We start from the raw sequence: 22,828 nt of genomic DNA, 5'->3' as shown, positions 1-22,828 counted from the left end.
ATCTTTCAAAAAATTCCAAATCGGATTCATATTTTTTATTCCATTCTATTTTTCGTACAATTCTTTGTGATTGTTTTTATTCAGAAAAATATTACAGGCTAACTTGAGTTTGAAGCAGGAAGTTTGCACTTTTTAAAAAAAAACTATTGAAGGCGAGTAGAGAAAACAAAAGTGTAATAAAAAAAATCACGCCTGTGAGAGATAGAACTGTAAATAGGATATTTTTTATAAAACGAAATTGTAAAAAAGCAATGCTGGCAAGAATATTTTGAAATTTTGAGTAACCGATTTCCTTTCCTATTGTATAATAGTTTTTTATATAGAATAGAGATAGCCCGAAAAATAGAACAATCAAAAGAATTCCAAATTGAGCTGAAAAGTTTTTTTGAAGAGAAAAAAGTGGTATGTATAAAAAATTTCCGATTAGAATTCCCGAAAATATGATAACAGAAAAATGAAAAGCAAAAGTAATAAAGCTAATTGGGTCATTTTCTTGTTTTGTTAAATTTTCTTCTTCTGACTTTGATGCGTGGTAGAGAGCTTGGTATGTGAAATTGTCTTGTTTTTTCAATTTGCCAAATTTACGAAATATCCAAATCGCATACACAGAGGAGCTGAGGAAAAATAGAACCCCCAGTATTCCAAGAATAGGTTTTGTTTCTATTAGTCTGGAACTTTCAGACATATATGGCATGAATATGAAAATAGAAGAAATTGCTTGGAAACGATTCAGAAATGGAGAAAAGTAGGCTTCTAAATTCATAGAGATGAATGCACATATAGAAAGAGCGGCTAGGAATAGGTTTATAAAAAAAGCAATCTTTAATGAAAGTATTACTCTTTCTATTTTAGAAATAGTTTTTTCTACCTTTCCGTCGGAGGGAGAATTTGTGTCTTTTAGTGCTCTATGCAACTCAGAAAAAAAAGAGATTTTTTGAAATATTCCTTTCCCGATTTGCATTGGGATTGGTGTATTTTTTTCTTCTTTTAGAGTAGTGCTTCCTTCTTCCAAAGAAAATTTATATGGGTCAAAAGGCTTTTGGAGTTGTATATCCAGAAACATCATCTCTATTGTCAAAAGAAAGGTAACAAAAGGAAGTAGAATAAAAAGTATTTTTTTCATAAATTCTGAGTTACAATAGGAAAATGGTAATGAATGCCCCAATTATACCGAGTGCTCCGATAATTATAAGCACGCCTATAGGTAGAGAACCCGAATCTTCCTTAGTTTGTCTTGGTTGGATTGCAGGGGCTTTTCTGGTTTCTGTTTGAGGGGTCGAAACAGAGGATGCGAGAGTTTCGTTGCCTGCAAGTTTTACTTTGATAGAGGCTTCTTCTTCGGTGTATTTACCGAATATAGAGTCCGTTATTTTAATAATAGTTTCAGTACCTTTGGCAGTGTGATTTATGAAAACTATTGTGGCGGGAATAACTTTGATATTTCCTCCGTCGTCTCTGAGTTTTAGGAGGTTTATTGTATTGTTTGAATTTGTATCTCCCGGTACAATTTTTACCATAATCCGGCTGCCATCTTTCAACTCACTGACTTTGACTCCAGATACTGGAGAAAGTGCAAATTTAAAATTCACAACCATCGAGCCTTGAGGTATTATGTCTTGTGACCCGGTGTTCGACTCATCGGCGGAAGTATTAATCACTTGGTTGGTTTTTTCTATATCATTTCGCTCTATTTTTTCATAGAATAGCTCCATATTTATTTTGGCAGTGGCACCTAAAACTTGGATCTGTGGTTGTTGAAATAGGTAATTTAGTCTTTCGTTATCGCTTGTCTCTAAATAGTGTCTAAGTTCTTCTATAAAACTTTCTGATAAAAATCCAGTTTTATAGTTTTCTGAGAGGCTATTTGTGTAGTTTTTAGAAAAATCTCCCTTGTATTTGGAAAGCTGAATAGAATTAGAAAAGTCTTTAAATGTTGCTTGACTTGGGTTTGAAATAGATACATTACTTCCAAGAAGTATTTCAAATTGCTCAAATTTGCCGATTACAGGGTCAAAAATAGCACAAAATAGGCAATTCAACCCTGATTCTTCATCTTTTGCGATAAATCGGATAGAATAAACTTTATCGCTTTCACCCATAAAATCTCAAAAATAATCCTTTTTTGACAGATTAAGCTACCTTAGGAATATTGTCAAACAAGGATTATTTATAGCAATAAATTATGGGAATAGTTTTTTTAATTACATCGAGGTATTTGAGAGGAGCCAAGATATTCGGGCTACTGTCTTTAAAGTCAAGATTATCGTTTATCGTTATGGCAGTAGGCGTATCTTTATTGGTGATTGTATTATCTATCTTTAACGGATTCCAAAAACAGGTCAAAGAATCTCTCTGGTCGGGAGGCTCTCATGTTACAATTGAGAATAATTACGAATCTGGGGAAATTCAGAATTACCAGAAAATTATTGATCTTGTACTAAAAAATAAATATTTAAAAGAAAGGGTTGTTTCTATTCAAGGAAATATCACAAGCCACGGTCTTTTACAAAATAGTACATCTTTTATTCCGATAATGATTCGAGCAGTTCCTATGGAGGCTACAAGCTCGTCTGATCTGAATTTTACGAACCTACCTCATCTGACTTATTACAATAGAGACGAGGTGAGGTTAATGAATTCTAAAAATTATATTCTCATAGGAAAGGAAATGGCTTCTCTCTATGGCTATTCTTTAGGAAAAACTATTACAGTAGCAGTGCCGGGCGGTACTTTTACTGTCGGAAAAGGGGTAGAGGTGAATGTTGAGTCTTTTAGGGTTTCTGGTTTTTTTAGAACAGGGTATTACAACTACGACTCCAGATTTATTTTTCTTTCTCTTCCGGTTGCACAAAAACTTTTTAAACTGAAAGGCTCGGTCAATCAAATTATTATCAAGGTAAAGTCTTTAGATGATTTAGTAAGAGTCAAGTCCACTCTACTTGAGATTTTTAATGATCCTGATTTTGATCCTGAAATTAAAGTGCGAACATCTCTCACAGTCAGAACAATTGCAGAAGAGCAGGAAAATTTTCTGGCAGCTTTGAAATTGGAAAAAACAATTATTTCTATTATCGTATTTTTATTCATAGTACTTGCTGCACTTGGAATGGTGGCTACTGTATATTCGCTCGTGCGCTCCAAACAAAAATCTATCGGGACACTAAAAGCCTTAGGCTTATCTTCCAATTCCATACTTTTGATTTTTACTTTGAACTCCATGATTATAGGAGTTTTGGCTTCGAGTGTAGGGGGGATGATCGGTATATTCGGAGCCAACCAATTGGAGTCAATAATCAATGCGTTAAGCGAAATCATCAATTTAATCGGGTCTGCAATTTATCAAAGCGATTGGCGGACTGTTGAGTTAGTTCCAAAAGACATTTACTACTTTGATCACTTGCCTGTGGACATTGATATTTCATTTATATTTATGGTGACAACTGCTGCGACTATTTTGTCTGGAATAGCCGGGTATTTCCCTGCAAGGTGGGCAGCGAGACTCAACCCGATAGATACGATAAGGAACGAATAACATGGCTCTGGTAGAAATTAAAAATCTGAACAAGTCTTATTTCAAAAGCGAGAAAGGCGTTCCTATTTTAACCAATTTAGATTTTACTGTTTTAGCGAATGAGATTGTTTCTGTAGAAGGCTCTTCAGGTGTCGGTAAATCCACTTTGTTGAATATACTTGGTGCAATGGATAATTTTGAAAGCGGCAAAGTTGTAGTTTGTGGGGAAAGTCTGTCTGATATGAAAGAGAGGGAAAAAGAAAGATTCAGGAGAGAAAAAATTTCTTTTATTTTTCAACACCATTTACTGCTTCCTGATTTTACTGCTTTGGAAAATGTAATGATGCCACTACTCATTTCAGGTGTTAAAAAAAATAAGGCGAGGTCTCAGTCGTTAGAAATTTTAGAGAGAGTGGGGCTTATCTCAAGAACAGAAAATTATCCCTCCGAAATTTCAGGTGGAGAAAGTGCAAGAGTAGGAGTGGCAAGGGCACTGGTTGCAAAAAAGCAATTGATTTTGGCAGACGAGCCGACCGGAAATTTAGACAGAGAAAATTCTAGAAATTTAATGGGACTTGTTTTAGGACTTCAAAAAGAGTTTCAATTTTCCATGATTCTTGTAACCCACGACATGGAGCTTGCATCTTTGGCTTTCAAGCGAAATCGAATTGTTTCCGGAAAATTACAACCAATATAGTGGGATAGAATTTTGTCTCAGATGCGGATATAGTTTTCAGGAATTTCTGAAATCTGGAAAAATCGGGTGTGGGAATTGTTTTATATCTTTTCAAGATGCAATTCTTCCTTATAAAAAAATCGAAAAGAAATTCCAACATAAAAAATGGGAAGAGTTTCTATCTGATAAAAAAAAATTTTTTTTAAATATTCAAAAAAAAATTCCAGAAAGCGAAATAGAAAATTTTCATTTAGCTCTAAAAAAATTCACCTCCCAAAAATTTACAAAACTCATTGATCTCGAATCGCAGATTTTTCAAAATTTTCCAAATTCTAAAGTTTCATTCAGATATAGAATCGCAAGGAATTTGAAAGAGTTTGTATATCCTGTTTCAAAGTTTGGAAAAGAAACTTCAATTAAGACGAAAATCAAAACTAAAGTCTTGAAATTGTTTCAGTCTTCTGCCTCGGATAAAAATAAGGAAGATTTTGTGAGATTTGAGAGCAATCTGAATTGCATATTTTTTGACGAAGATCATTTTCGGTTAGAATTTTTTTCATTGAATGGAAAGTTTTTTAAATTCTTTAAAGAGTATGAAATATTTTTTCGATTGCTGAATTCAAAGAATCTTTTTGATTATTTTCTCGGAATCGGATATATAACTTCTTGCCCTACAAATATTGGTCTTGCGAATAAGTTATCGGTTTACATCGACCTTCCGAGTTTTCACGAGAAAGAGAATTGGATTTTAGAGAGCATGGTAGGGGATAGTTTTGATTTTGTTTTGGAAAATGTAAAAATTGCAAAAGAAGAGTATCCTAAGACTCGACTGTATATTTATAAAAAAAATATTTCAAAAAGGCAGATTTTTTCTTTTTATGAATTTGTCTATTTCTTATTAGAATTTGATAAAACCCGAAAAATATCGAAATAGTTTGGATAATTCTTGCTAATTTTTACGATAAAGATAATATAATAATTAAGAGTTCAAAAATCTTAGAAAATATAGTTTTTTGAAAGAAATTTTAGTCTTTTATATAAATTCTGGTGCTTTAGCCGGGTTTGGATTGGTTTTAGTCTAATATTTTAAGGAAAATACAGGGGGAGTTATGCTGGATTTTACAAAAAGAGCAAAAAGAGTCATTAACGAAATGGCTCAGGACGAGGCAAAAAGATTAGGAAGTGATTTTATTGGTCCAGAGCATATTTTACTCGGTCTTTTAAAAGAGGATGATTCTGTTGCAATTAAAATATTATCCAACTTAAATATCAATTTAAACGATTTAAAAAAGGAAATAGAAAGAAGAACTCGCGAAAATTCTGGAAACCTGCTACTCGATTTAAGTTCAGGTCAAGACAAGTATCAGAAGATAGTAGAAAGTGCAAGAGAAGAAGCGAAAAGGCTAAAACATAATTATGTAGGGACAGAGCATATACTTCTCGCACTCTTACGAGATAATAATAATATCGCTGGAGGGGCACTTTCTTCTTTTAGCGTAAATTATAATGTAATTAAAAGTGAAATTATGAGATTGTTAGGCGCGCCTCCCGTGAGTCCTGTAGGTGTTGCTGCGGGAGCCGGTTCCCAAACATCTCACTCTCAATCGACAAAAGCAGAAAAGAGCAAAACTCCCATATTGGATGAATTTGGCAGGGACTTAACAACTCTTGCAAGAGACGGAAAGTTAGACCCTGTTGTAGGAAGAAGTAAGGAAATAGAAAGAGTGATTCAGATTCTTTCTAGAAAAACAAAAAATAATCCAGTCTTAATCGGTGAATCCGGTGTTGGAAAAACTGCAATCGTAGAAGGACTTGCGCTTTCTATAGTGCAAAAGACTGTACCAGATTTGTTGTTTGAAAAAAGAGTGATTTCTTTGGATTTAGCCGGTTTAATAGCCGGAACAAAGTATAGGGGGGAATTTGAAGAGAGGTTAAAAAAAATTATGAAAGAGATCACCTCTTCAACAAATATAATTATATTTATCGATGAGCTTCATACTCTCATAGGTGCAGGCGCAGCCGAAGGCGCTGTGGACGCTGCCAATATATTGAAACCAGCGCTTGCGAGAGGTGAGTTGCAGTGTATCGGTGCAACCACAAATACAGAATACAGAAAATATGTAGAAAAAGATTCTGCACTTGAAAGAAGATTTCAAACAGTGAAGGTGGCAGAGCCTTCAGTTGATGATGCGATCCAGATTTTACAAGGATTGAAAAAGGCTTATGAAGCTCATCACAAAGTGCGATATACTCCAAGGGCCTTAGAGCAAGCGGTTAAGATGTCGCATAGATATATAAATGATCGTTATCTTCCTGATAAGGCTATTGATATAATTGATGAAGCAGGTGCAAAAGCAAGACTTGCCAATTGTGCAAGACCTCAAGAAATCAAAGAAATGGAAGAAGAGATTCGATTGTTGTCTTTGAAAAAAGAAGAAATGGTACGCTCTCAGGAATACGAGAAAGCAGCAAGTGTGCGAGACGAGGTGAATCGCAAAAAGATTCTAATAGACGAAAAAACCCAAGCATGGCAAGAAAAGATGGAAGGCTTTGCAGTATCTATTGACGAAGATGCGATTCTTTCTGTAGTTTCTATGTGGACAGGCATTCCTCTCGAAAAAATGGAAGAAACAGAAAATGATAAGCTATTAAAGATGGAAGAATCTTTAAGAGACCGAATCGTAGGACAAAAAGAAGCTATTGAAAATGTAGCAAGGGCAGTGAGAAGAGCAAGAACCGGATTTAAAAATGAAAGAAGACCTACCGGATCGTTTATATTCCTCGGACCCACCGGTGTAGGAAAAACAGAGCTTGCTAAGGCTTTGGCAGTATTTTTATTCGGGAAAGAAGACCACCTGTTGAGAGTTGACATGAGTGAATACATGGAGCCCCACTCTGTAAGCAGACTAATCGGTGCTCCTCCCGGATATGTGGGTTACGATGACGGTGGACAGTTGACCGAATTTGTAAGACGTAAGCCTTATTCGATTGTTCTCTTAGACGAGATAGAAAAAGCTCACCACGATATTTTTAATGTACTTTTGCAAATTATGGAAGAAGGAAACCTTACCGACACCAAGGGAAGAAAAGTAAATTTTAGAGATACTATTTTGATTATGACCTCGAACATTGGTGCCAAGGAAATTCAAAAAGGCGGTCGGTTGGGATTTGAAGACATAGAAGGCGACAAAGAAAAAGCGAAAAGCGAAATTACCCGAGATGAATTGAAAAAATACTTCAATCCGGAGTTTTTAAACAGAGTGGATGAAGTAATTTATTTTCATCCTTTGAAACCGGAGGAAATTGTATCTATCGTGGATATTATGGTAAAAGATTTTAATAAACGGCTCTTGGATCGAAAAATCAAAATTGATATGACTGATTCTGCAAAAAACAGAATGGCAAAAATCGGATACGACGAACAATATGGTGCAAGACCACTTCGCAGAATTTTTCAAAGAGAATTGGAAGACTATATGGCGATGCAACTTTTAAAAGGAGCGTATTCCAACCCGACTATTATCAAGGTGGATTGTGTAGAAGAAAGATTTTTGTATGAAGAAACTCAATGGACTGATTACAATTCTGTCGAATTAGTGAAAGATAAACCAAGCGAAGAGGGCTTGAATAATCCTGAAGAAAAAGAGCCAGTATTAGTCTAAGTGGCATGGAATTTATTTTACCTATTTTACTAGGGTTTATCTTTTTGTATTTGAGAAGAGTCTGGTCAGATAGTAGAAAAGTTAGAGCGATTGGATTTATCGATCGAGTTACTCTTTGTAAAATTCACCCGGATATAGTTTCTCCAGAAGTAGAAATTCGGTACAAATACTATTACGATTCTGGAGTGTATTTTGGGCTTGGGTATATTCTAATTACAGATTTTATCGGCAAGAAAGAATTTAACTTGTATTTCGATTCTAAAGAAAATGCAATTTTTGAGATGGAAGGGCTTAGGGTATTTTCTGAAGAGCACATAGAAGAGTATCTACTTAGAAATTATTCCTGCGTTCTGATTTTGTTGGATCCGGTTGAGCCTTACAGATCAGAGATTGTGGAAGTGAAAAAAGAAAAAATTAGTGTTATTTCTTGATAGTTTAGTTTTTTTTGAAATTACTTAAACATAAAATAAATTATTATTTGTTTCGGAGGCTCAATCTGAAAAGTCTAAATATTTTTTTGACTCTTTTAATTTTTTCGCAATCAATTTTTGCTGAAGAAGAAACACTATATCAAAATTCATTAAAGTTTTTTAAAACGGGAGACTACACTCAAGCGATTTCTAATCTTAATGAATTGCACAAGCTCGGAAAGGAATCTTTTGAATCTCGCTACCTTGCAGGCCATGCACATTGGAAAAAAGGAGACTACCCATCTGCAATAGAAGAATGGCAAATCTCAAAAAAAATTCAACCCAGGAATTTGAACGTAACCTTGGACTTGATAAAAGCCCATAGTTTTGTAGGACAAACCAGAACTGCATTTTTAATTTGTAGAGAGGCACTTAGAAAATTTCCAGAATCGAGAGATTTGAAACTTTCCTATTCTTCTCTTCTTATAAAAGTTAAAAGAGTTCGACAAGCTTTAGAAATTATTGAGAGCTTGAAAGCTGAGAATTCAAATGATTATAGATCGCTTGCTTTAGAATCTAAAATTTATTTTGATATGGGGAACTTTGAAAAAGCAGAGACGAGTATAAAATGGGCACTTGCTCTTTCACCCGAAAACCCGAACCTATTGAATAACCTTGCTTTGATCCTCGAGAGATTGGCAGATAGTAAAATTGCTGAAAATAATAAAGATGGAGCCAAGAAAAATTTAGAGGAAGCAAAAAAGCAATTAGAGATAGCTTTGAAAAAAGAGAATAGAGAAGTTTTTGCAAACAATCTGAAAAGAATAGGAGATAGTTTGAATGCTCTCTGAAAAAGAGAAAGAACTCTCTGTCTCTTTTTATACACTTGGTTGCAGATTAAATATTTCTGAATCTGACGGTCTTTTGGCAACATTAAAAAAATTCGGATATAAATCTGTTTCGTTGGAAGAAAAACCTGAAATTGTAGTAGTGAACACTTGCACTGTAACCAATAAAGCAGATTCTAAAAATCGTAATGTCATAAGAAGTGCAATAAAGTCGAACCCCGGATCTCAAATTTGGGTAACAGGATGCTATGCGCAAACAGACAAAGAAATTATAGAAAAAATTCCCGGAGTCACGGGAGTTGTAGGGAATACAGAAAAATCAAAACTTCCTTATTATATTATGGAAAAAAATTCTATAGAGTACGATCAAACTCTTAAAAGCGATTTAGATAAGTTTTCTTATTCGGATGCACTTCCCGAACTGCATACAAGAGCGTACTTAAAAATACAAGACGGGTGCAATAGAAAATGCTCGTACTGTAAAATACCTCAAGCAAGAGGAACCGGAGTTAGCAGGAATTACAAAGACGTAGTTGATCAGGTGAAATTTTTGCAAGACAATGCAATCGGTGAAATTGTGCTCACGGGTGTGAACATTGGCTGGTATAAAGATGAGTCTATAAAATTTATTCATTTACTTCATTCTATACTGAATATATTGGAATATTCCAGACTTAGAATTTCTTCCATAGAGCCAAGTGATGTCGGGGCAGAGCTTGCAGAGCTTTTTCATCACCCTCGGTTTTGTAATTATTTACACATTCCTTTGCAAAGTGGGAGTTCTAAAATTCTGAAGCTAATGAAAAGAAGCTATTTTACAAAATCGTTTAGAAATAGAATTGAAAAAATAAAAAGCAAATGCCCTGAAGTGTTTCTTGGAACTGATGTTATCACCGGTTTTCCAGGAGAAACAGTAGAAGATTTTTCGGAAACAATTGCTTTATTGAAAGAGTTAGAGTTTGCTAAAATACACGCCTTCCCTTTTTCTCTAAGAAATGGAACGATTGCAGAAAAATTTGAGAATAGGGTTTCGCATGACGTATCAAAAAATAGGGTAAAGGAATTGATGGAACTTTCTCGAAAACTTCACAAAAATTATTCTATAAAAAATTTTGGAAAGCGTAAGGAGGCAATTTTAGAGAGTGATGGATTTGCACTTACGGATAATTATCTGAGAGTAGATTTAAGAAATCAGTCGAATAACTTAGACGTAGGTCAGTTTATAGATGTAGAATTAAAGAATTATATAGAAGAAAATAATAAAGAAGGATTTTTTTCTTCACCATTCTAATAATTCTTGCAACTCTTGTCTTGTAATTTGAGAAGAAGTTGTAAAGTTTCCCTCAAAAATGGAATCAAAAATATCTTTCTTTTTTCTTTGTAACTCTAAAACCTTTTCCTCAATAGAATCTTCCGAATACAGCTTATACACAAATACTTTTTTCTTTTGTCCGATTCGATGCGCTCTGTCTGAAGCCTGTCTTTCAATTGCAGGATTCCACCATGGATCAAGGTGCATTACGGTATCTGCTCGATGAAGTGTGAGTGCAGTTCCACCTGCTTTAAGACTGATCAGGAAAATATGTTTTTGTCCCTCTTGAAATTCTCTTACAAATTGTTCTCTGTCTTTTATTTTTGTTGATCCGTCTAAATAGTAATAATCGTGTCCTAATTTTTCTAATAGTTTACCGCAGATTTTTAAAATATCGGTGAATTGACTGAATATTAAAATTCCGGACGAGCTGCCTACTACCTCTTCAATAACATCTTGAATATGTTGAAATTTACCGGATTGTAGTGGGTTTGTTTTTAATGGATTTCCTATTTCAGGGTGACAAGCAATTCTTCTGAGTCTCATTAGATGAGGCAAAAGTTTGATTAAGTAATCCCTGCCCGCATTTGCAAGCTCAATAATTGCTTGCTTTCTTGCTTCTTCATAAAATTTTTTTTGAGTTTCTGTCATTGCCACCGGAACTAATATTTCTGTTTTTGAAGGAAGTTCTGTTAATACATTTTCCTTTGTTCTTCGTAATAGAAATGGTTCAATTTTTTCTTTCAATAGCAGGTGACTATTTGTATTGGAATCTGAATATATTTTTTTGAAAGCGTCTTTTTTCCCTAGATACCCGGGAAAAATAAGATCAAATAATGACCAAAGATCCATTAAATTATTTTCTAATGGAGTTCCGGTTAAGCAATAGTACGATCTCGATTTTATTTCACGTGTAGCATGAGATGTGATAGAACGATAATTTTTTAAATTTTGAGCTTCGTCTAATATTGTAATATCAAAGGTGTAGTGGTCTTTCCAATCATCAAAATCACGGGAAAGAGTACCATAAGTAGTGAGAATTATTCCTTTATTTGGGAGTGGATTTTTTTTTCTGTCGCTCCCATGCCACAAGATAAGATTCAGTTCTTTGAAAAATTTTTCTGATTCCTTTTTCCAGACACTGATTGAGGCAAGAGGTCCTACGATTAAAATCAGCTTCGCTTTTTTTTGTGATAGAATTCTGTCGAGAAAAGTCAGGCACTGAATTGTTTTCCCTAAGCCCATATCATCTGCTAAAATTCCACCAAGTCCAATTTCAAAAAGGCTTTCTAAAAATAAAACTCCTTCTTTTTGATAGTTTCGAAGCTCACCAAGAAAACCCGACTGAAAATTTTTATTTTTCAGTTTTCTTTTATAGGGTAGATTTTTTATTTTTTTTGAGAGATTTTTGATTGCAGAATCGGTGCGAGTCTCCATTGAATACTCAATAGAAAATATCTGTCCTTTATTTAGATTTTTAATAGTGCCGTCGTCATGAACTTTGATTCCGAGATTTTCAAAAGATTGAAGAAGATTTTTGATTCCTATGCTTTCTAAACTTATCCAAGAGCCATTTTCTAATTTAATTATAATTTCTTTTTTCTTGTAAGCCTGTAGTGCTAACTTAAATTCCTTTGCTGATAGACCTTCGATTTTAATTTGTCCATCAAACCAATCCAACCCACTGGAGGTTGAATGAAAATCAAAAATACTTCGCACGACTCTGGAGTTTTCGAATAGCAAAATAAGGCTTTTGTGAATATTGATTTTCATTCCTGCAGCCTGCATCTTTGGGATGTGCTCATTGAGAAATTTTGAAATTTTAGATGTGTTGATTACAAAATCTTTACCTTTGATGGGGATTTCTAATTTTTTAAAGATTTCTACGTATTTTCTTTCTTTCTCTATATTTCTTTTTGCAATATTAATATCATCTTGTGCGTATTGCCAACGCGACCGAGTTATTAACGCTTTTATTGGAAATCTGGCAAAAAATTCTTGTTTGCTTGGGTCCAAGACGTTAGTTGCAATCCCTTCATCTGAATTAAAACTATTCTTAGAGTAAAAAAAATCAAATCTACCTTTAATTATTAATTCATCTGATGAAGGGTCAGGGAAAATTGAAAAAAAAGGTATTGGTCCGAACTCCAGAAGATTGTTTTCAAATTCTTTTAAATTCTCTATTTCAAAATTATTTAACCATTTTAGATTGAATATTATATTTTCAATTGAAAATAATTTTGTTCCACCAGTAGTAAATCGAAATAAAACACGAGTGGAGGCATTCAATCGTACAACATGGAAAATCTTATGCTCGTCAATATTGTTTTTTGGGAAGTGAAATTTTACAACATCAGTCGGGATTTCATCGTCGTCGAAGAATTCGATATTTACTTTTTCTCCTGAGTCTGGATCTAAATAGTAGGGTGTTATAGTATATGCAGTTTTATAGTCTTCAGATTTTTTTAATTCAAATTTAACTTTTAAACTTTTTCCAAAAAAAATCTCTTCTTCCTTTTTAGAAAAATATCGAATTTGTTTTTCATCTAAAGTATTGGAAAACATTTGATTTATCGGAGCGTCTTCAAGCATTTCCAAAAAAAATATTCCAAATTGAAAGGCATGAGTGGATTTCCCATTTTTTAAAAATAGTTTATTTTTAGGCAGTACGTTCTCTAATTTATTTGTTGCTGGGTTAATTTTTTTTAAGGCAATATGGTCTTCGTCTAAAATTTGATATACTACTTCATAAGAATTGTTTTCTTGCAAATGAATTTTAGATTTAGAGTTTTCTTTGGAGATCAAATTTGAATTATAGTGAATTGCAACTGCGACTAAATGCTTGCAAGGTTTAGATGCCAAGCAATCGCATTCTGCAGTTTTTCTTTTTAGGTCGATTTCGAAATTGTAAACCTCACTTCCTGCAACTTTTCCAAAAAGAAAATCTTCTTCTTGATGCAATTCTAAAACTCTTTTATTTTGAAAGTATGTTCTTCCTTTTTGAATTGAGTTTACACTCGCCTTTGATAAAATCCAACTTAGTAAGTTCATTTCTTTGTTTAGTTTGAAAATTGAAATTGGTCAAGAAAAAAAAGAATTTTGTATTGCACGATTGTACAATATTGGTAATCTTTTACGAAATTTTATAAATTTTTATAAAATTAATATTAATTTTTTTAGATTTATAAAGAGTAATGAATGGTATATTCTGGATTCTAATGAAAAGGAAATTATGAAACATGCTGTGTGAATCCTCCTTTGCAAACCCTAACAAAAAACGGGACATTTTTGAAATAGGGAATTTGACCTTTTTTTTATTTAGATTTCCTTTCCGATGTAATTTTTGAGCTTTAGTAGAGTTTTTGAAATTTTGCGTTTATTACAGATTTGGGACTTTTCATTGCAAAATGTGGGATCTCCACTATTTTAAGTAAAGTGCATGTTTTATACCAATTGTTCACCTTTCACGCAAAAATGTGGGATCTCCAATTCAGAGGACTGATGCCTCAAGTCTGAGGTCGGAAATCGTAGAGGTAGAATCTTTGCAAATAGGTTCATCTTTTAGGATGAGGTTTTGAGCTTTAGTAGAGTTTTTGAAATTTCGCATTTAGTACAGATTTTTCACTTTGTATGCAAAAATGTGGGAACTCCACTTTTTTAGGGAATTTCAAGAGATTACGCATTTAGTGCAGATTTGGGACTTTTTCTGTAAAAACTAAAAAAAAATTTTCTAAAATTGCAAAAATTTTATTTCTATCGTGATATTTTTTTACCTTATAAAGGAGAGCAGAAAATTTTACTTTAAGGAGAAATTTATGAACCCAAAAATTTACAGAAACCAATCGTGAGCTTGCTTGTTCCAGCAAAATATATGGACGAGTTCAATAGAAGAACGACGGGTTTTCGAGACGAAAATATTTGCACGCATTGCTGAACAGATACAGAAACGTGATTCTTTGGGGGACTTTTGAGAAAATGGATAGAGTAAAGAAAGCGTATCAAGAAGTCGGACAAAATTTACAGAAGAAAAATTTTACCCCGAATAACGAAGACTGGATTGAGCTTGGCATTCTTGCAGACTGGCTTGGCACCACAAAGACAGCTCTTTTTACTCTTTTATTGGTGCTTGACCTTGCTGAATGGGACATAATTCTCCCCAGTAGATTCTTCGAGAGTGGAGTTCCCACCCCGGTGACCACGATTGCGGGAGGATCATACCTCTCCAAGAGAAAAACAACTCGCTACAACAGACTGATACGGCAAAAACCTGACGAATAGAAAAGAACCCTAAAAAAAACTTTTCCTAGATTTAATCTCATCAAAAGATTCAAAATATTTTGGGTGATTTGTGCCCATGACTCGATCCCAAAAATTGAAGTAAAGCCCATAGTTATAATGAAAATATTTGTGGTGCATATTATGATGAGTTGCGGTGTTGTGCCATTTTCCAAACCAGTGCCGTACAAAATTTTTAGGATAGAGTTCAAAACCCAAATGGCCGAGCACATTCATAAATGTCATAAAGATCATAAAAGCCATAATCGCTAAAGAATGAACGGGAAGTATAAATACGAAAATCAAAACAATGATAGATTCTAAAAAAGATTCGGTTGGTTGAAAAGAAAACGATGCCCAAGGAGATGGATTCACCGATAGGTGGTGAACATTATGTAGAAATTTATAAAGAGGTTTGATATGCATAAATCTATGTGCCCAGTAGAAATATGTGTCATGAATAATAATCATTGCAATAATGCTGAACCAAAAGTAGCCAATTCCGTATTCGTTAATATCTGAATATATAAGTGTTTTGCCTGATTTTTTCAGATAGTAAATACCGAGTCCAATAAAAGCAAAAATAAACATGGAAGACATTGACCAATAAAATTCATTTATGATTTTTCTATTATCGGGATAGGGAATTTGAATTCTCTTGTGTTCCCAGTCTTTTTTCTTCCATACCCAGAATATCAAATAGGCGATTCCGGCGAATACAACATATCTAATGGTTAATATAAAAAAAATTATCCCCCAAACTCGAATTGCTTCTTCGATTTGAAAATTCATACAGACAGCTCTCCTTATTTACAGCAAGCCAAACGAATACTATAAATATTTCTTTAATATCTCTTGACCACTATAAATTTTAGAAAAATATAATTTTAATTAGTATGAATAGAAGAAGAACAGGCAGAGAAGCCATTACTTTAAGTTTGAAACAATATGATGAAATTTTTTCTGATTTTGATGTACGCCATTTTTCTGAAAGAGCTTTATCTGATGATTTTTTGTTTGAAGCCAAGAAGGCAAGTAGAGAAAAAATTTCCGGAGAATTAGAATTAAAATTTTCCATTCCAAAGAGAAAAAGAAATTTAAAGCATGAAGATATAATCATAAAGAGGCTTAAGGATCACTTTCACAAGCACCATCTACAAATTCAAAATGATATTTCTTCAACTAAAAAAAATGGAGCGATTATGACATTTTTTGGAATCGGAATGCTTGTAGTTGCCGGATACCTTTCTTCTTTAAAATCAGAAAAATTTATTATACACCTTACAAAAACTTTATTGGAGCCTGCTGGATGGTTTCTTTCTTGGACAGGAATGGATAATATTATTGACCAGTGGAAAACCTTGAAGAACGATCTTGAGTTTTATAAAAAGATGTCACAATGTGATATTGAATTTATTTCAATGTAGTTCAACTTCTTCTAAATAATCTGGAACCGTAGAATCCCATCCAAGCTCTTCTCTGATTTTTTTTCTCATTGTCTCACTGGCAGATGGTTCACCGTGAGTGATGTAGGTCGTCTTTGGTGGGTTTTGAAAAGTTTTTAGCCAAGTAATTATTTCTTCAGAATCTGCATGGGCGGACAAAGTGTCCAATTGAAAAACTTTTGCATTCACTGGAATTTGCTCTCCATGAATTTTTATTAATTTGTTTCCCTTTACCATAGCTTCACCTCTTGTCCCGGGAGCTTGGTAACCGGCGAATAGAATAGAATTTTTTGGATTAGGAGCGATTATTTTAAGGTGATGAAGAACTCTTCCACCTGTTGCCATTCCACTTGCAGAAATAATTATAGATGGAGTTTTGTCTTCACTTAAATTTTTGGAATCTTTCGCGCTTTCAATAAATTTTGCAATTCGAGAAAATTCCCTGCATTCGCTTTCTGGAATTTTACTTTCTTTTGAATAGTCTAAAAAAATCTTTGTTGCCTCGCTTGCCATAGGGCTATCCACAAATACAGGTATCTCAGGAATTGAATTTCTTTTTTGTAATTTATAAATAAGGTACAATATTTGTTGTGCTCTTCCCACCGCAAAAGATGGGATTAGAAGTCTTCCTCCTCTTTGAATTGTATCGATGATGATTTTTTCGATTACCTCTTCAGGATTTTCGTCCGAGTGCACTCGATCCCCATAAGTTGACTCTAAGATTAGATAGTCTGTGTTGGGAATAGAAGATGGAGGAAAATGAGTTGTATTTTTTTGCCTTCCAATATCTCCAGAAAAAGTTACAACAATTCCATTGATTGAAAGTCTGACTATACTGGATCCGAGTATGTGCCCTGCCGGAAAAAATTCTGCACTAATGTCTTTCGCGATTTTTACTTTTTTGTTGAACTCTACATTTTTTAGATACTTTAATGAAGTTCTTGCATCTTTCTCTGTATATAAAGAAAGGGCAGGGCTATGCTTGGAAAATTTATGCTTATTTGCAAATTCTGCATCTTCTTCTTGGAGATGTCCTGAATCTGGTAATAGGATGTCGCATAACGCATTTGTTGCAGGGGTGCAATAGATAGACCCTTTAAATCCATTTTTTACGATCAGAGGAATAAAACCGCTATGGTCTAAATGTGCGTGAGTCAGGACTATAGCGTCAATTTGATTTTCACGAAAAGGAAGAGGTTTTCTATTTCTTTCACGCATCACTTTTAGCCCTTGAAAAAGACCACAGTCAATAAGAACTTTTGATTCGTTGGTAGTTAATAGATATTTTGATCCGGTAACAGTTCCCGTAGCACCAATAAATTGAAGATTAAGTTTCATGGTTTTAAAATATAATTTACTTTAATGTGTGTAGCGAAAATTGCAAGATTTTTTTTAGAGTGTAATCTTTAAAATGCCAGTACTCCCGAAAAATAGAATCTTAAAAATTCTTGGTTAAATTTGGATTCTTTGATTTCATTAAAGAAAATATTGTTTTGTTTGTAGGTTTGAACATTTGCAATGCAAGCAGAAAATAGTAAAAAACTGTTTTTAAAATAGTTGAATTCTCCAAACCTATATTCTCCAAGAAGAATGATTTCTTTTCCGATACCGATTCTGGACTGGGAATGATTGACTAATACAGAAATTTCAAAATTTGAAGAATAGTGAAGTGTCATACTTAAATTTGTAATTTGTATTCCTTTATTTTCAAAATTACTTTTTTTTAGCTCACCTGCATCCGAAAAAATTTTTTCTTCCAAAGGCTCGATATTTTCATTAAGCAGAAAAGAAGACCTTCCTCCAAAAATTCTGGGGCTACTTAAAGGAGCCGAATATCCATTGCTCTCTCTGTCAGTATTAGAATTTTTATCTTTTGAAGATTTTAGTAATCCAATTCTAAGTTCAAATTTTTTAAGTTCAAATCTTTCTTGAAGATATGCGATATAGGCAGAGGTTGAAATTTTGCTATCGTATTTTTGATTAGAGTATTCTCCCATGTCCCTGAACCCTTTTACAGAGATAAAACCGATATCTGATTTTGCTAATTTTTGAATTGGTTCTGATTCTATTTCGATTCCCGAATACAGAAAATTTCCTAAAGGATAAAAATCTTGTTTTGCAAAATGAAATCCTTCTTGTCTTGCTACTTGCATCGGTTCGTAAAGTTTATAGGTAAATACAGACACCCAGTCGATTAGAGGTATTTCCCTGATTAAAATAGAGCTCCCATAAAGCTTGTTTGCTCTATATATATTTTCATAGGTTGTAGGAATATTGTTTCTTGATTCAAAGGATGCCCCTAAAAAGCTAAGGCTAATCTTTGGATTTTTTGCAAAGGAAGTTAAGCTGATGAAATTAGATATACCTGAAAAAAACAGCCCAAAGCTGTCTAATCTTTGAAACCCTCTTCCATACTCAAGGTTGAAACTATAAGATTGGAAATTTATTTGGATTCCTCCTAACGCTTCAAAATCATTTTTTTTCAGAACTTCTTTTTTTATACGATTTTTTTCCGTGTAGGATAGAATGGGAGACACTACAAGGTATGCGGTAAGTATATTTTTAGTATAGGCTAAAGTCCATTCGGGAGAGATATTCCCGGAAATAGAGTATTGTCTGGCTTTTTGCGAAGAGTCTCCCCCTTTTTGAGAATAGAAATTTGTATTCAGAAAATTCAAATTATAAAACCGAAACCCTTCATTAGAGCTTGAGGTATCGATAAATTCTTTGATGCTCGTCATTCTATTTTCTTGGGTGATTTTCTTTCTGCCTCCAGTTACATACAGTCTATCGTCTAACCTATGCCCTGAATAGGATTCTCCATTGAGTTCTAAAAGAGAGGGTGCAATCAATAGAAGGGAAAAAATTAGAAAAAATTGCATTTTGAGATAATGTTCGAAATCTTTTTTAAATGACAAACAGAAATTGTTCCGAATTAATAATTAGAGTATGTTTCTATGGTAATTAGAGAAAGATTATCCGCAAAAGCAATTTTCATAGTACTAATTTTTTCGGTTCAGACAAATCTTTTTTCAAATGAAAAAAAGTCTGACATGGAAGTTTTTGTGTCAACTCTCATTAGTGAGGATTTTTCTTCAGATAATGAACTTGAGAAGAGAGAAATTTCTCGTGCAATCGTGCGTTATTACCATACATTGCAATTGAAAGATAGTGTGCGAATTCAAAACGAAAGAGTAGATAAGCTAATATTTCTCGTCAGCATGATTAAGATACTGTCGAATTTTCAGAAAACCATGAAAGTTAAAAATTCTTATGGCTACATGGCAGTTAGCGATTTATCTATTTTAGAAGTGGAAAGAGAATTTCATTCTAAGGTTGACAAGGATTACGATATCTATGAGCCTACTATAAATATAAAATTGGGAATACGAAAATTAAACGAGATTGCCTCAGATACTGCAACACTAAAAGATATGTTTACTGAATACACGAAGCTATCGGGTTTGGTAGTTTCGTTTAAACAATTGGAAGAAGTCTATTCAGTTTATTTGCATAGGAAAAAATCAAGCTGAAGAAAATGAAATTTAGATTGAATTTATTATAGCTCCACATAACTTTTCTATAAACTATAAATTATGCCTGAAATTTCTGAAAACCTTGAAGCTGAATTTTTAGATGAGCCTACAGATGTTGTATCGAATTCTCTTGAGCCGATTTATATTCACACCTTGCAAACTCTTCCAGGGCTTTCTCCTGTTGCAAAGTGCATTATGGATGAGCTGAAAGACAGACATAGAAGGATTGCCAAGCAATCGGTTAAAGATATTCACCCTTCTTATTTACTCACACTTGATAAACTGAGTGAGTCTCTTCAAAAATATACAAACTTGAGCGTTCAAGCAAGAACAGAACAAGCTATTGATGTAGCGCTTAGACAGATTTTAGACTTAGATGGTAGGGGAGAAAATCGAATTGCCTATTTGTATCCTTTTTTGATTAGGGATGGAAATAAAATTGTTTCCAAGATTGCATTGATTGCTCCACAATCAGGTGATAAGACAGATATTCGTCCTTATAGGGAGGCTTGCTTTCGGGAATCTACAGAGCTTGTAAATTTAATTTTATCCAATAGAGCTAAAAAACCCAGAACGGTAGATGAAGAGAACCCCGGGCAATTTTTAATTCACCCTTCTAAAAAGGAGCCTTTGTGGTTGTATCCAAAATTTGGATCTTTGGAGTCAGAAATTATCTCTCTTTTGAAAAAAGGATTTCCTCCGTATTCTTATATCCCTATCCAAGATTTTATAGATGATTTTATCAGTTACGGTATGTCAACTAACGCACTTATTCAAGTTTTATCCGATTTTCATTTAATCATAGATGAATTGGATTTGACTGAAACCGGAGAATACAGAAAAATCCCTGAACTAATTACAAATTACCGAGCGCAAGCAGATGGTCTGGAAAAGTTTTCCATGCACTATTTGAAAAATTTTGCACAAGAGGCAAATTTTTCTTTCTATCTTACGAAATTGAATGATTTTGAAATAAAGTACATTCAAGGAGCCGAACCGGGTAGAAGGCAAAATCACGAAAAAGTAGTCTATCTCCTCGATTTAATTCGAGAGTTTCCATTTGAAACAAGTCAAACAGACCTTGCAAGAAGAGTATCCGAGACATGCCTATTGTCTGTGAAAATTTTAGACAAATTGATTATCGAAAAAGAAAGCCTGATACATAGGAGATCTGAATTTGCCTATAAAGTATTAGAAGAAAGTCTATTAAAAAAAATAACTGATTATACCAAAGAAGAGCTAAAATTATTCAATATAAATTTAGAAGAAGAAATAAGAAAAATCGGGATAAAAAGTGAAATTGAAATTGATACTTTTCAAAAAAAACTAAAAGAGAAAATTGTATCTGAATTTGGAACCCATGAAGCCTCATCAGAAAATGGGCAAAAAGTTTTTTATGTAGTAGATCAAGGATACATGGCGAGTGTTATAAATAAACTAACGTCTCTTACCTCTGTCGATAAACGATATAAAAATCAATTGGAGATAGCCAGAAAAATTAATGCGAAAATGTCCAACCCTAAGAATCCAAGATTGAATTCCAGTCTGAAACCAGACGTATTGATGAGGCTCTTAGAGGATTCCAGACGAATGGAAAAATTTGAAGAAGAAAAAATCAGAAAGGCAGAGTTTGCAAAAAAATTCAATCTTGTTGCAGGAATTTTTTCTTTTATTTTTTCATTCACTTTTTTTATGACAGTATCATTTACTTTTGACAGCATCCAATCTGCAATCATCGGAATCCCTGCGAGTTTGATAATTGCAGTTCTCTCTTCTATTTTTTTCAAGAAGAAGGAATCTATGGAAGATACACAATCTCGTGAATTGAAGGGACAAGATACGCCTGAAGAAAATTCAGTAGTTTCTGGAGACAAAAAAAATCTAAAGGAAAAAGAAGATAAGCTGAGTATAATATCCAAGGCGGCTGAAAATTTTATTTTTGGCGGGAAATTTAATAAAATTTCTGACAAGATTTTTGATTTGAAATCTATTAGAAAAAAAATAGAATACCATCTCACAGATATTCAGTCCTCTGTTCCGATACTTGCAAAAGAAACAGATCGGGCGAAAGTATCTTCTTCTATAGAATACGCTGTACTTCAAAATTCTGTTGTAATTGCAATTCCTGAAGATATAGTTCCAAGGAATAAGCCTAACTCTATCCTATTCAGTAAAAATGATTTTAAAGCTCCATTGATTCGTCAGGAAATTGCAGAATATTACAGGGCAGAGGCAGAAAAATCTCGCCATGACACAGAGCTTGTGAGATACTATAAATTTTTAATCAATACTCTTGAAGTAGAATACTACAAGTACTTGCCCAAAAAAGTTCGTTAATCTTTTCTTAAAATCCCTGGAAAATCTTTATAAGTATAACTAAAGGAATTTCTAAGCTCTTCCGGTAAAACTTTTCTGGACGTTAACTCCATCTCAAAGGCTTTTCTTTTTGGAACATATTCATTTGAAAGTGGAATTTCTAACTTCGCGGCGGTCTCATTGTACTTTTCACTGGAATACAGACTGAAAGAATGTTTGTCGATCCCGGTCTGATCCAAAAGGATTCCAACCATAGTAAGCCCCATGCCAGCTCCCTCTGTGTGGTCCCCGTGCTCTACATAGAAATCGAGTAAACTCGCAAAACTTGTCGCTTTGCCAAATTTATCTCGAATTCTTTTTTCTTCCATAGGCTCTAATTTAAAGTTATTTTTCACTTTAATATTCAACACATCGGGTGAATAGTAAAAAGTAGCCGTAACCGGTAAATTTTTTTCTTTAAAACTTTTTGCATATGATCTGATTTTTTTCTCACTTAGATTGGACCCGAAATAATTCATTCCTGTTTCATAATCTTTTTCATTTGCAATGTCCAAGGAAAGTCTTTCAAATAAAACTCGTTTCACATTTGCTTTGGAAGCGTTGATTACCAACTCTTTTGCGGAAGTATAGGCAATATCAATAAGGTCTTCTCTTTGAAATTTTTTTAAAATTGTACGGATGATAATGTCTAATTGTTTCTCTCCATAGTCACTCATCATATATGTAACTAAAGAAATAATTTTTCCTTTATCTACTGCATTTTGGACAATTTTTTGGATTTCTTCGTAGGATTTTCTCAACTGATTCTTCTCGCATAGTTTTCTTTTTAGTGTGCTT

The 22,828-nt window shown here is 33.7% G+C and carries 18 protein-coding genes; 11 read left to right on the top strand and 7 right to left on the bottom strand.

The window, feature by feature from the left end; all coding sequences use genetic code 11:
• Positions 1 to 91 precede the first annotated feature (91 nt).
• Positions 92 to 1,123: a hypothetical protein gene (locus tag HS129_09610; protein MBE7412300.1), complete on the bottom strand. Its 1,032-nt coding sequence runs from the start codon at positions 1,121 to 1,123 to the stop codon at positions 92 to 94.
• Positions 1,124 to 1,133: 10 nt separating this feature from the next.
• Positions 1,134 to 2,099, bottom strand: a complete 966-nt coding sequence (locus HS129_09605; GenBank protein ID MBE7412299.1) for a hypothetical protein — start codon at positions 2,097 to 2,099, stop codon at positions 1,134 to 1,136.
• A 176-nt stretch (positions 2,100 to 2,275) separates the two neighbouring features.
• Between HS129_09605 and HS129_09600 the strand changes: the two genes are divergently transcribed.
• From HS129_09600 to mtaB, 7 genes are all read left to right on the top strand, one after another.
• Positions 2,276 to 3,532 (top strand): ABC transporter permease, encoded by a 1,257-nt coding sequence (locus HS129_09600; protein MBE7412298.1) that lies wholly within the window; start codon positions 2,276 to 2,278, stop codon positions 3,530 to 3,532.
• Position 3,533: 1 nt separating this feature from the next.
• Positions 3,534 to 4,208, top strand: a complete 675-nt coding sequence (locus tag HS129_09595) for an ABC transporter ATP-binding protein (GenBank protein ID MBE7412297.1) — start codon at positions 3,534 to 3,536, stop codon at positions 4,206 to 4,208.
• Complete coding sequence (locus tag HS129_09590) at positions 4,180 to 5,121, top strand: hypothetical protein (protein MBE7412296.1); 942 nt, start codon at positions 4,180 to 4,182, stop codon at positions 5,119 to 5,121. The genes HS129_09595 and HS129_09590 overlap by 29 nt, the downstream gene beginning before the upstream one ends.
• A 175-nt stretch (positions 5,122 to 5,296) precedes the next feature.
• A complete protein-coding gene (locus tag HS129_09585) occupies positions 5,297 to 7,849 on the top strand; it encodes an ATP-dependent Clp protease ATP-binding subunit (protein ID MBE7412295.1) in 2,553 nt (850 codons plus the stop codon).
• A gap of 5 nt (positions 7,850 to 7,854) precedes the next feature.
• Positions 7,855 to 8,280 (top strand): hypothetical protein, encoded by a 426-nt coding sequence (locus HS129_09580; GenBank protein ID MBE7412294.1) that lies wholly within the window; start codon positions 7,855 to 7,857, stop codon positions 8,278 to 8,280.
• A gap of 86 nt (positions 8,281 to 8,366) precedes the next feature.
• The gene (locus HS129_09575) at positions 8,367 to 9,110 is read left to right on the top strand and encodes a tetratricopeptide repeat protein (GenBank protein MBE7412293.1); all 744 of its coding nucleotides are present in this window, start codon (positions 8,367 to 8,369) and stop codon (positions 9,108 to 9,110) included.
• Positions 9,100 to 10,398 (top strand): tRNA (N(6)-L-threonylcarbamoyladenosine(37)-C(2))-methylthiotransferase MtaB, encoded by a 1,299-nt coding sequence (mtaB, locus tag HS129_09570; protein ID MBE7412292.1) that lies wholly within the window; start codon positions 9,100 to 9,102, stop codon positions 10,396 to 10,398. Before HS129_09575 ends, mtaB begins: the two co-directional genes overlap by 11 nt.
• Here mtaB and HS129_09565 read toward each other — a convergent pair.
• Positions 10,387 to 11,856, bottom strand: coding sequence for a DEAD/DEAH box helicase (locus HS129_09565; GenBank protein ID MBE7412291.1), 1,470 nt, complete (start codon positions 11,854 to 11,856; stop codon positions 10,387 to 10,389). The genes mtaB and HS129_09565 overlap by 12 nt on opposite strands.
• 2,481 nt (positions 11,857 to 14,337) lie before the next feature.
• On the opposite strand from HS129_09565, the gene HS129_09560 reads away from it, so the two are divergent.
• The gene (locus tag HS129_09560) at positions 14,338 to 14,697 is read left to right on the top strand and encodes a DUF1564 family protein (GenBank protein MBE7412290.1); all 360 of its coding nucleotides are present in this window, start codon (positions 14,338 to 14,340) and stop codon (positions 14,695 to 14,697) included.
• Positions 14,698 to 14,706: 9 nt separating this feature from the next.
• Here the strand turns inward: HS129_09560 and HS129_09555 are convergent, their stop codons facing one another.
• On the bottom strand, positions 14,707 to 15,486 hold the full coding sequence (locus HS129_09555) for a sterol desaturase family protein (GenBank protein ID MBE7412289.1): 780 nt from the start codon (positions 15,484 to 15,486) through the stop codon (positions 14,707 to 14,709).
• Between the two features lie 104 nt (positions 15,487 to 15,590).
• Here HS129_09555 and HS129_09550 point away from each other — a divergent pair, with 104 nt between their 5' ends.
• Positions 15,591 to 16,121 (top strand): hypothetical protein, encoded by a 531-nt coding sequence (locus HS129_09550; GenBank protein MBE7412288.1) that lies wholly within the window; start codon positions 15,591 to 15,593, stop codon positions 16,119 to 16,121.
• Here HS129_09550 and HS129_09545 read toward each other — a convergent pair.
• Both HS129_09545 and HS129_09540 read right to left on the bottom strand, forming a co-directional pair.
• The gene (locus HS129_09545) at positions 16,113 to 17,477 is read right to left on the bottom strand and encodes an MBL fold metallo-hydrolase (GenBank protein ID MBE7412287.1); all 1,365 of its coding nucleotides are present in this window, start codon (positions 17,475 to 17,477) and stop codon (positions 16,113 to 16,115) included. The genes HS129_09550 and HS129_09545 overlap by 9 nt on opposite strands.
• A gap of 68 nt (positions 17,478 to 17,545) precedes the next feature.
• Positions 17,546 to 19,021 carry a hypothetical protein gene (locus tag HS129_09540; protein ID MBE7412286.1) on the bottom strand — a complete coding sequence of 492 codons (1,476 nt, stop codon included), beginning with the start codon at positions 19,019 to 19,021 and terminating at the stop codon, positions 17,546 to 17,548.
• A 75-nt stretch (positions 19,022 to 19,096) separates the two neighbouring features.
• Here HS129_09540 and HS129_09535 point away from each other — a divergent pair, with 75 nt between their 5' ends.
• Both HS129_09535 and HS129_09530 read left to right on the top strand, forming a co-directional pair.
• Positions 19,097 to 19,672: a hypothetical protein gene (locus HS129_09535; protein ID MBE7412285.1), complete on the top strand. Its 576-nt coding sequence runs from the start codon at positions 19,097 to 19,099 to the stop codon at positions 19,670 to 19,672.
• Positions 19,673 to 19,735: 63 nt separating this feature from the next.
• Positions 19,736 to 22,012: a hypothetical protein gene (locus HS129_09530; protein MBE7412284.1), complete on the top strand. Its 2,277-nt coding sequence runs from the start codon at positions 19,736 to 19,738 to the stop codon at positions 22,010 to 22,012.
• Here HS129_09530 and HS129_09525 read toward each other — a convergent pair.
• The gene (locus tag HS129_09525) at positions 22,009 to 22,791 is read right to left on the bottom strand and encodes a hypothetical protein (GenBank protein ID MBE7412283.1); all 783 of its coding nucleotides are present in this window, start codon (positions 22,789 to 22,791) and stop codon (positions 22,009 to 22,011) included. The genes HS129_09530 and HS129_09525 overlap by 4 nt on opposite strands.
• Positions 22,792 to 22,828 lie beyond the last annotated feature (37 nt).

The sequence above is a fragment of the Leptospiraceae bacterium genome, assembly GCA_015075105.1.
Lineage (GTDB): Bacteria > Spirochaetota > Leptospiria > Leptospirales > Leptospiraceae > JABWCC01.
Note: the sequence above shows the minus strand (reverse complement) of the source record. Positions and strands in the feature narration are given on the sequence as shown.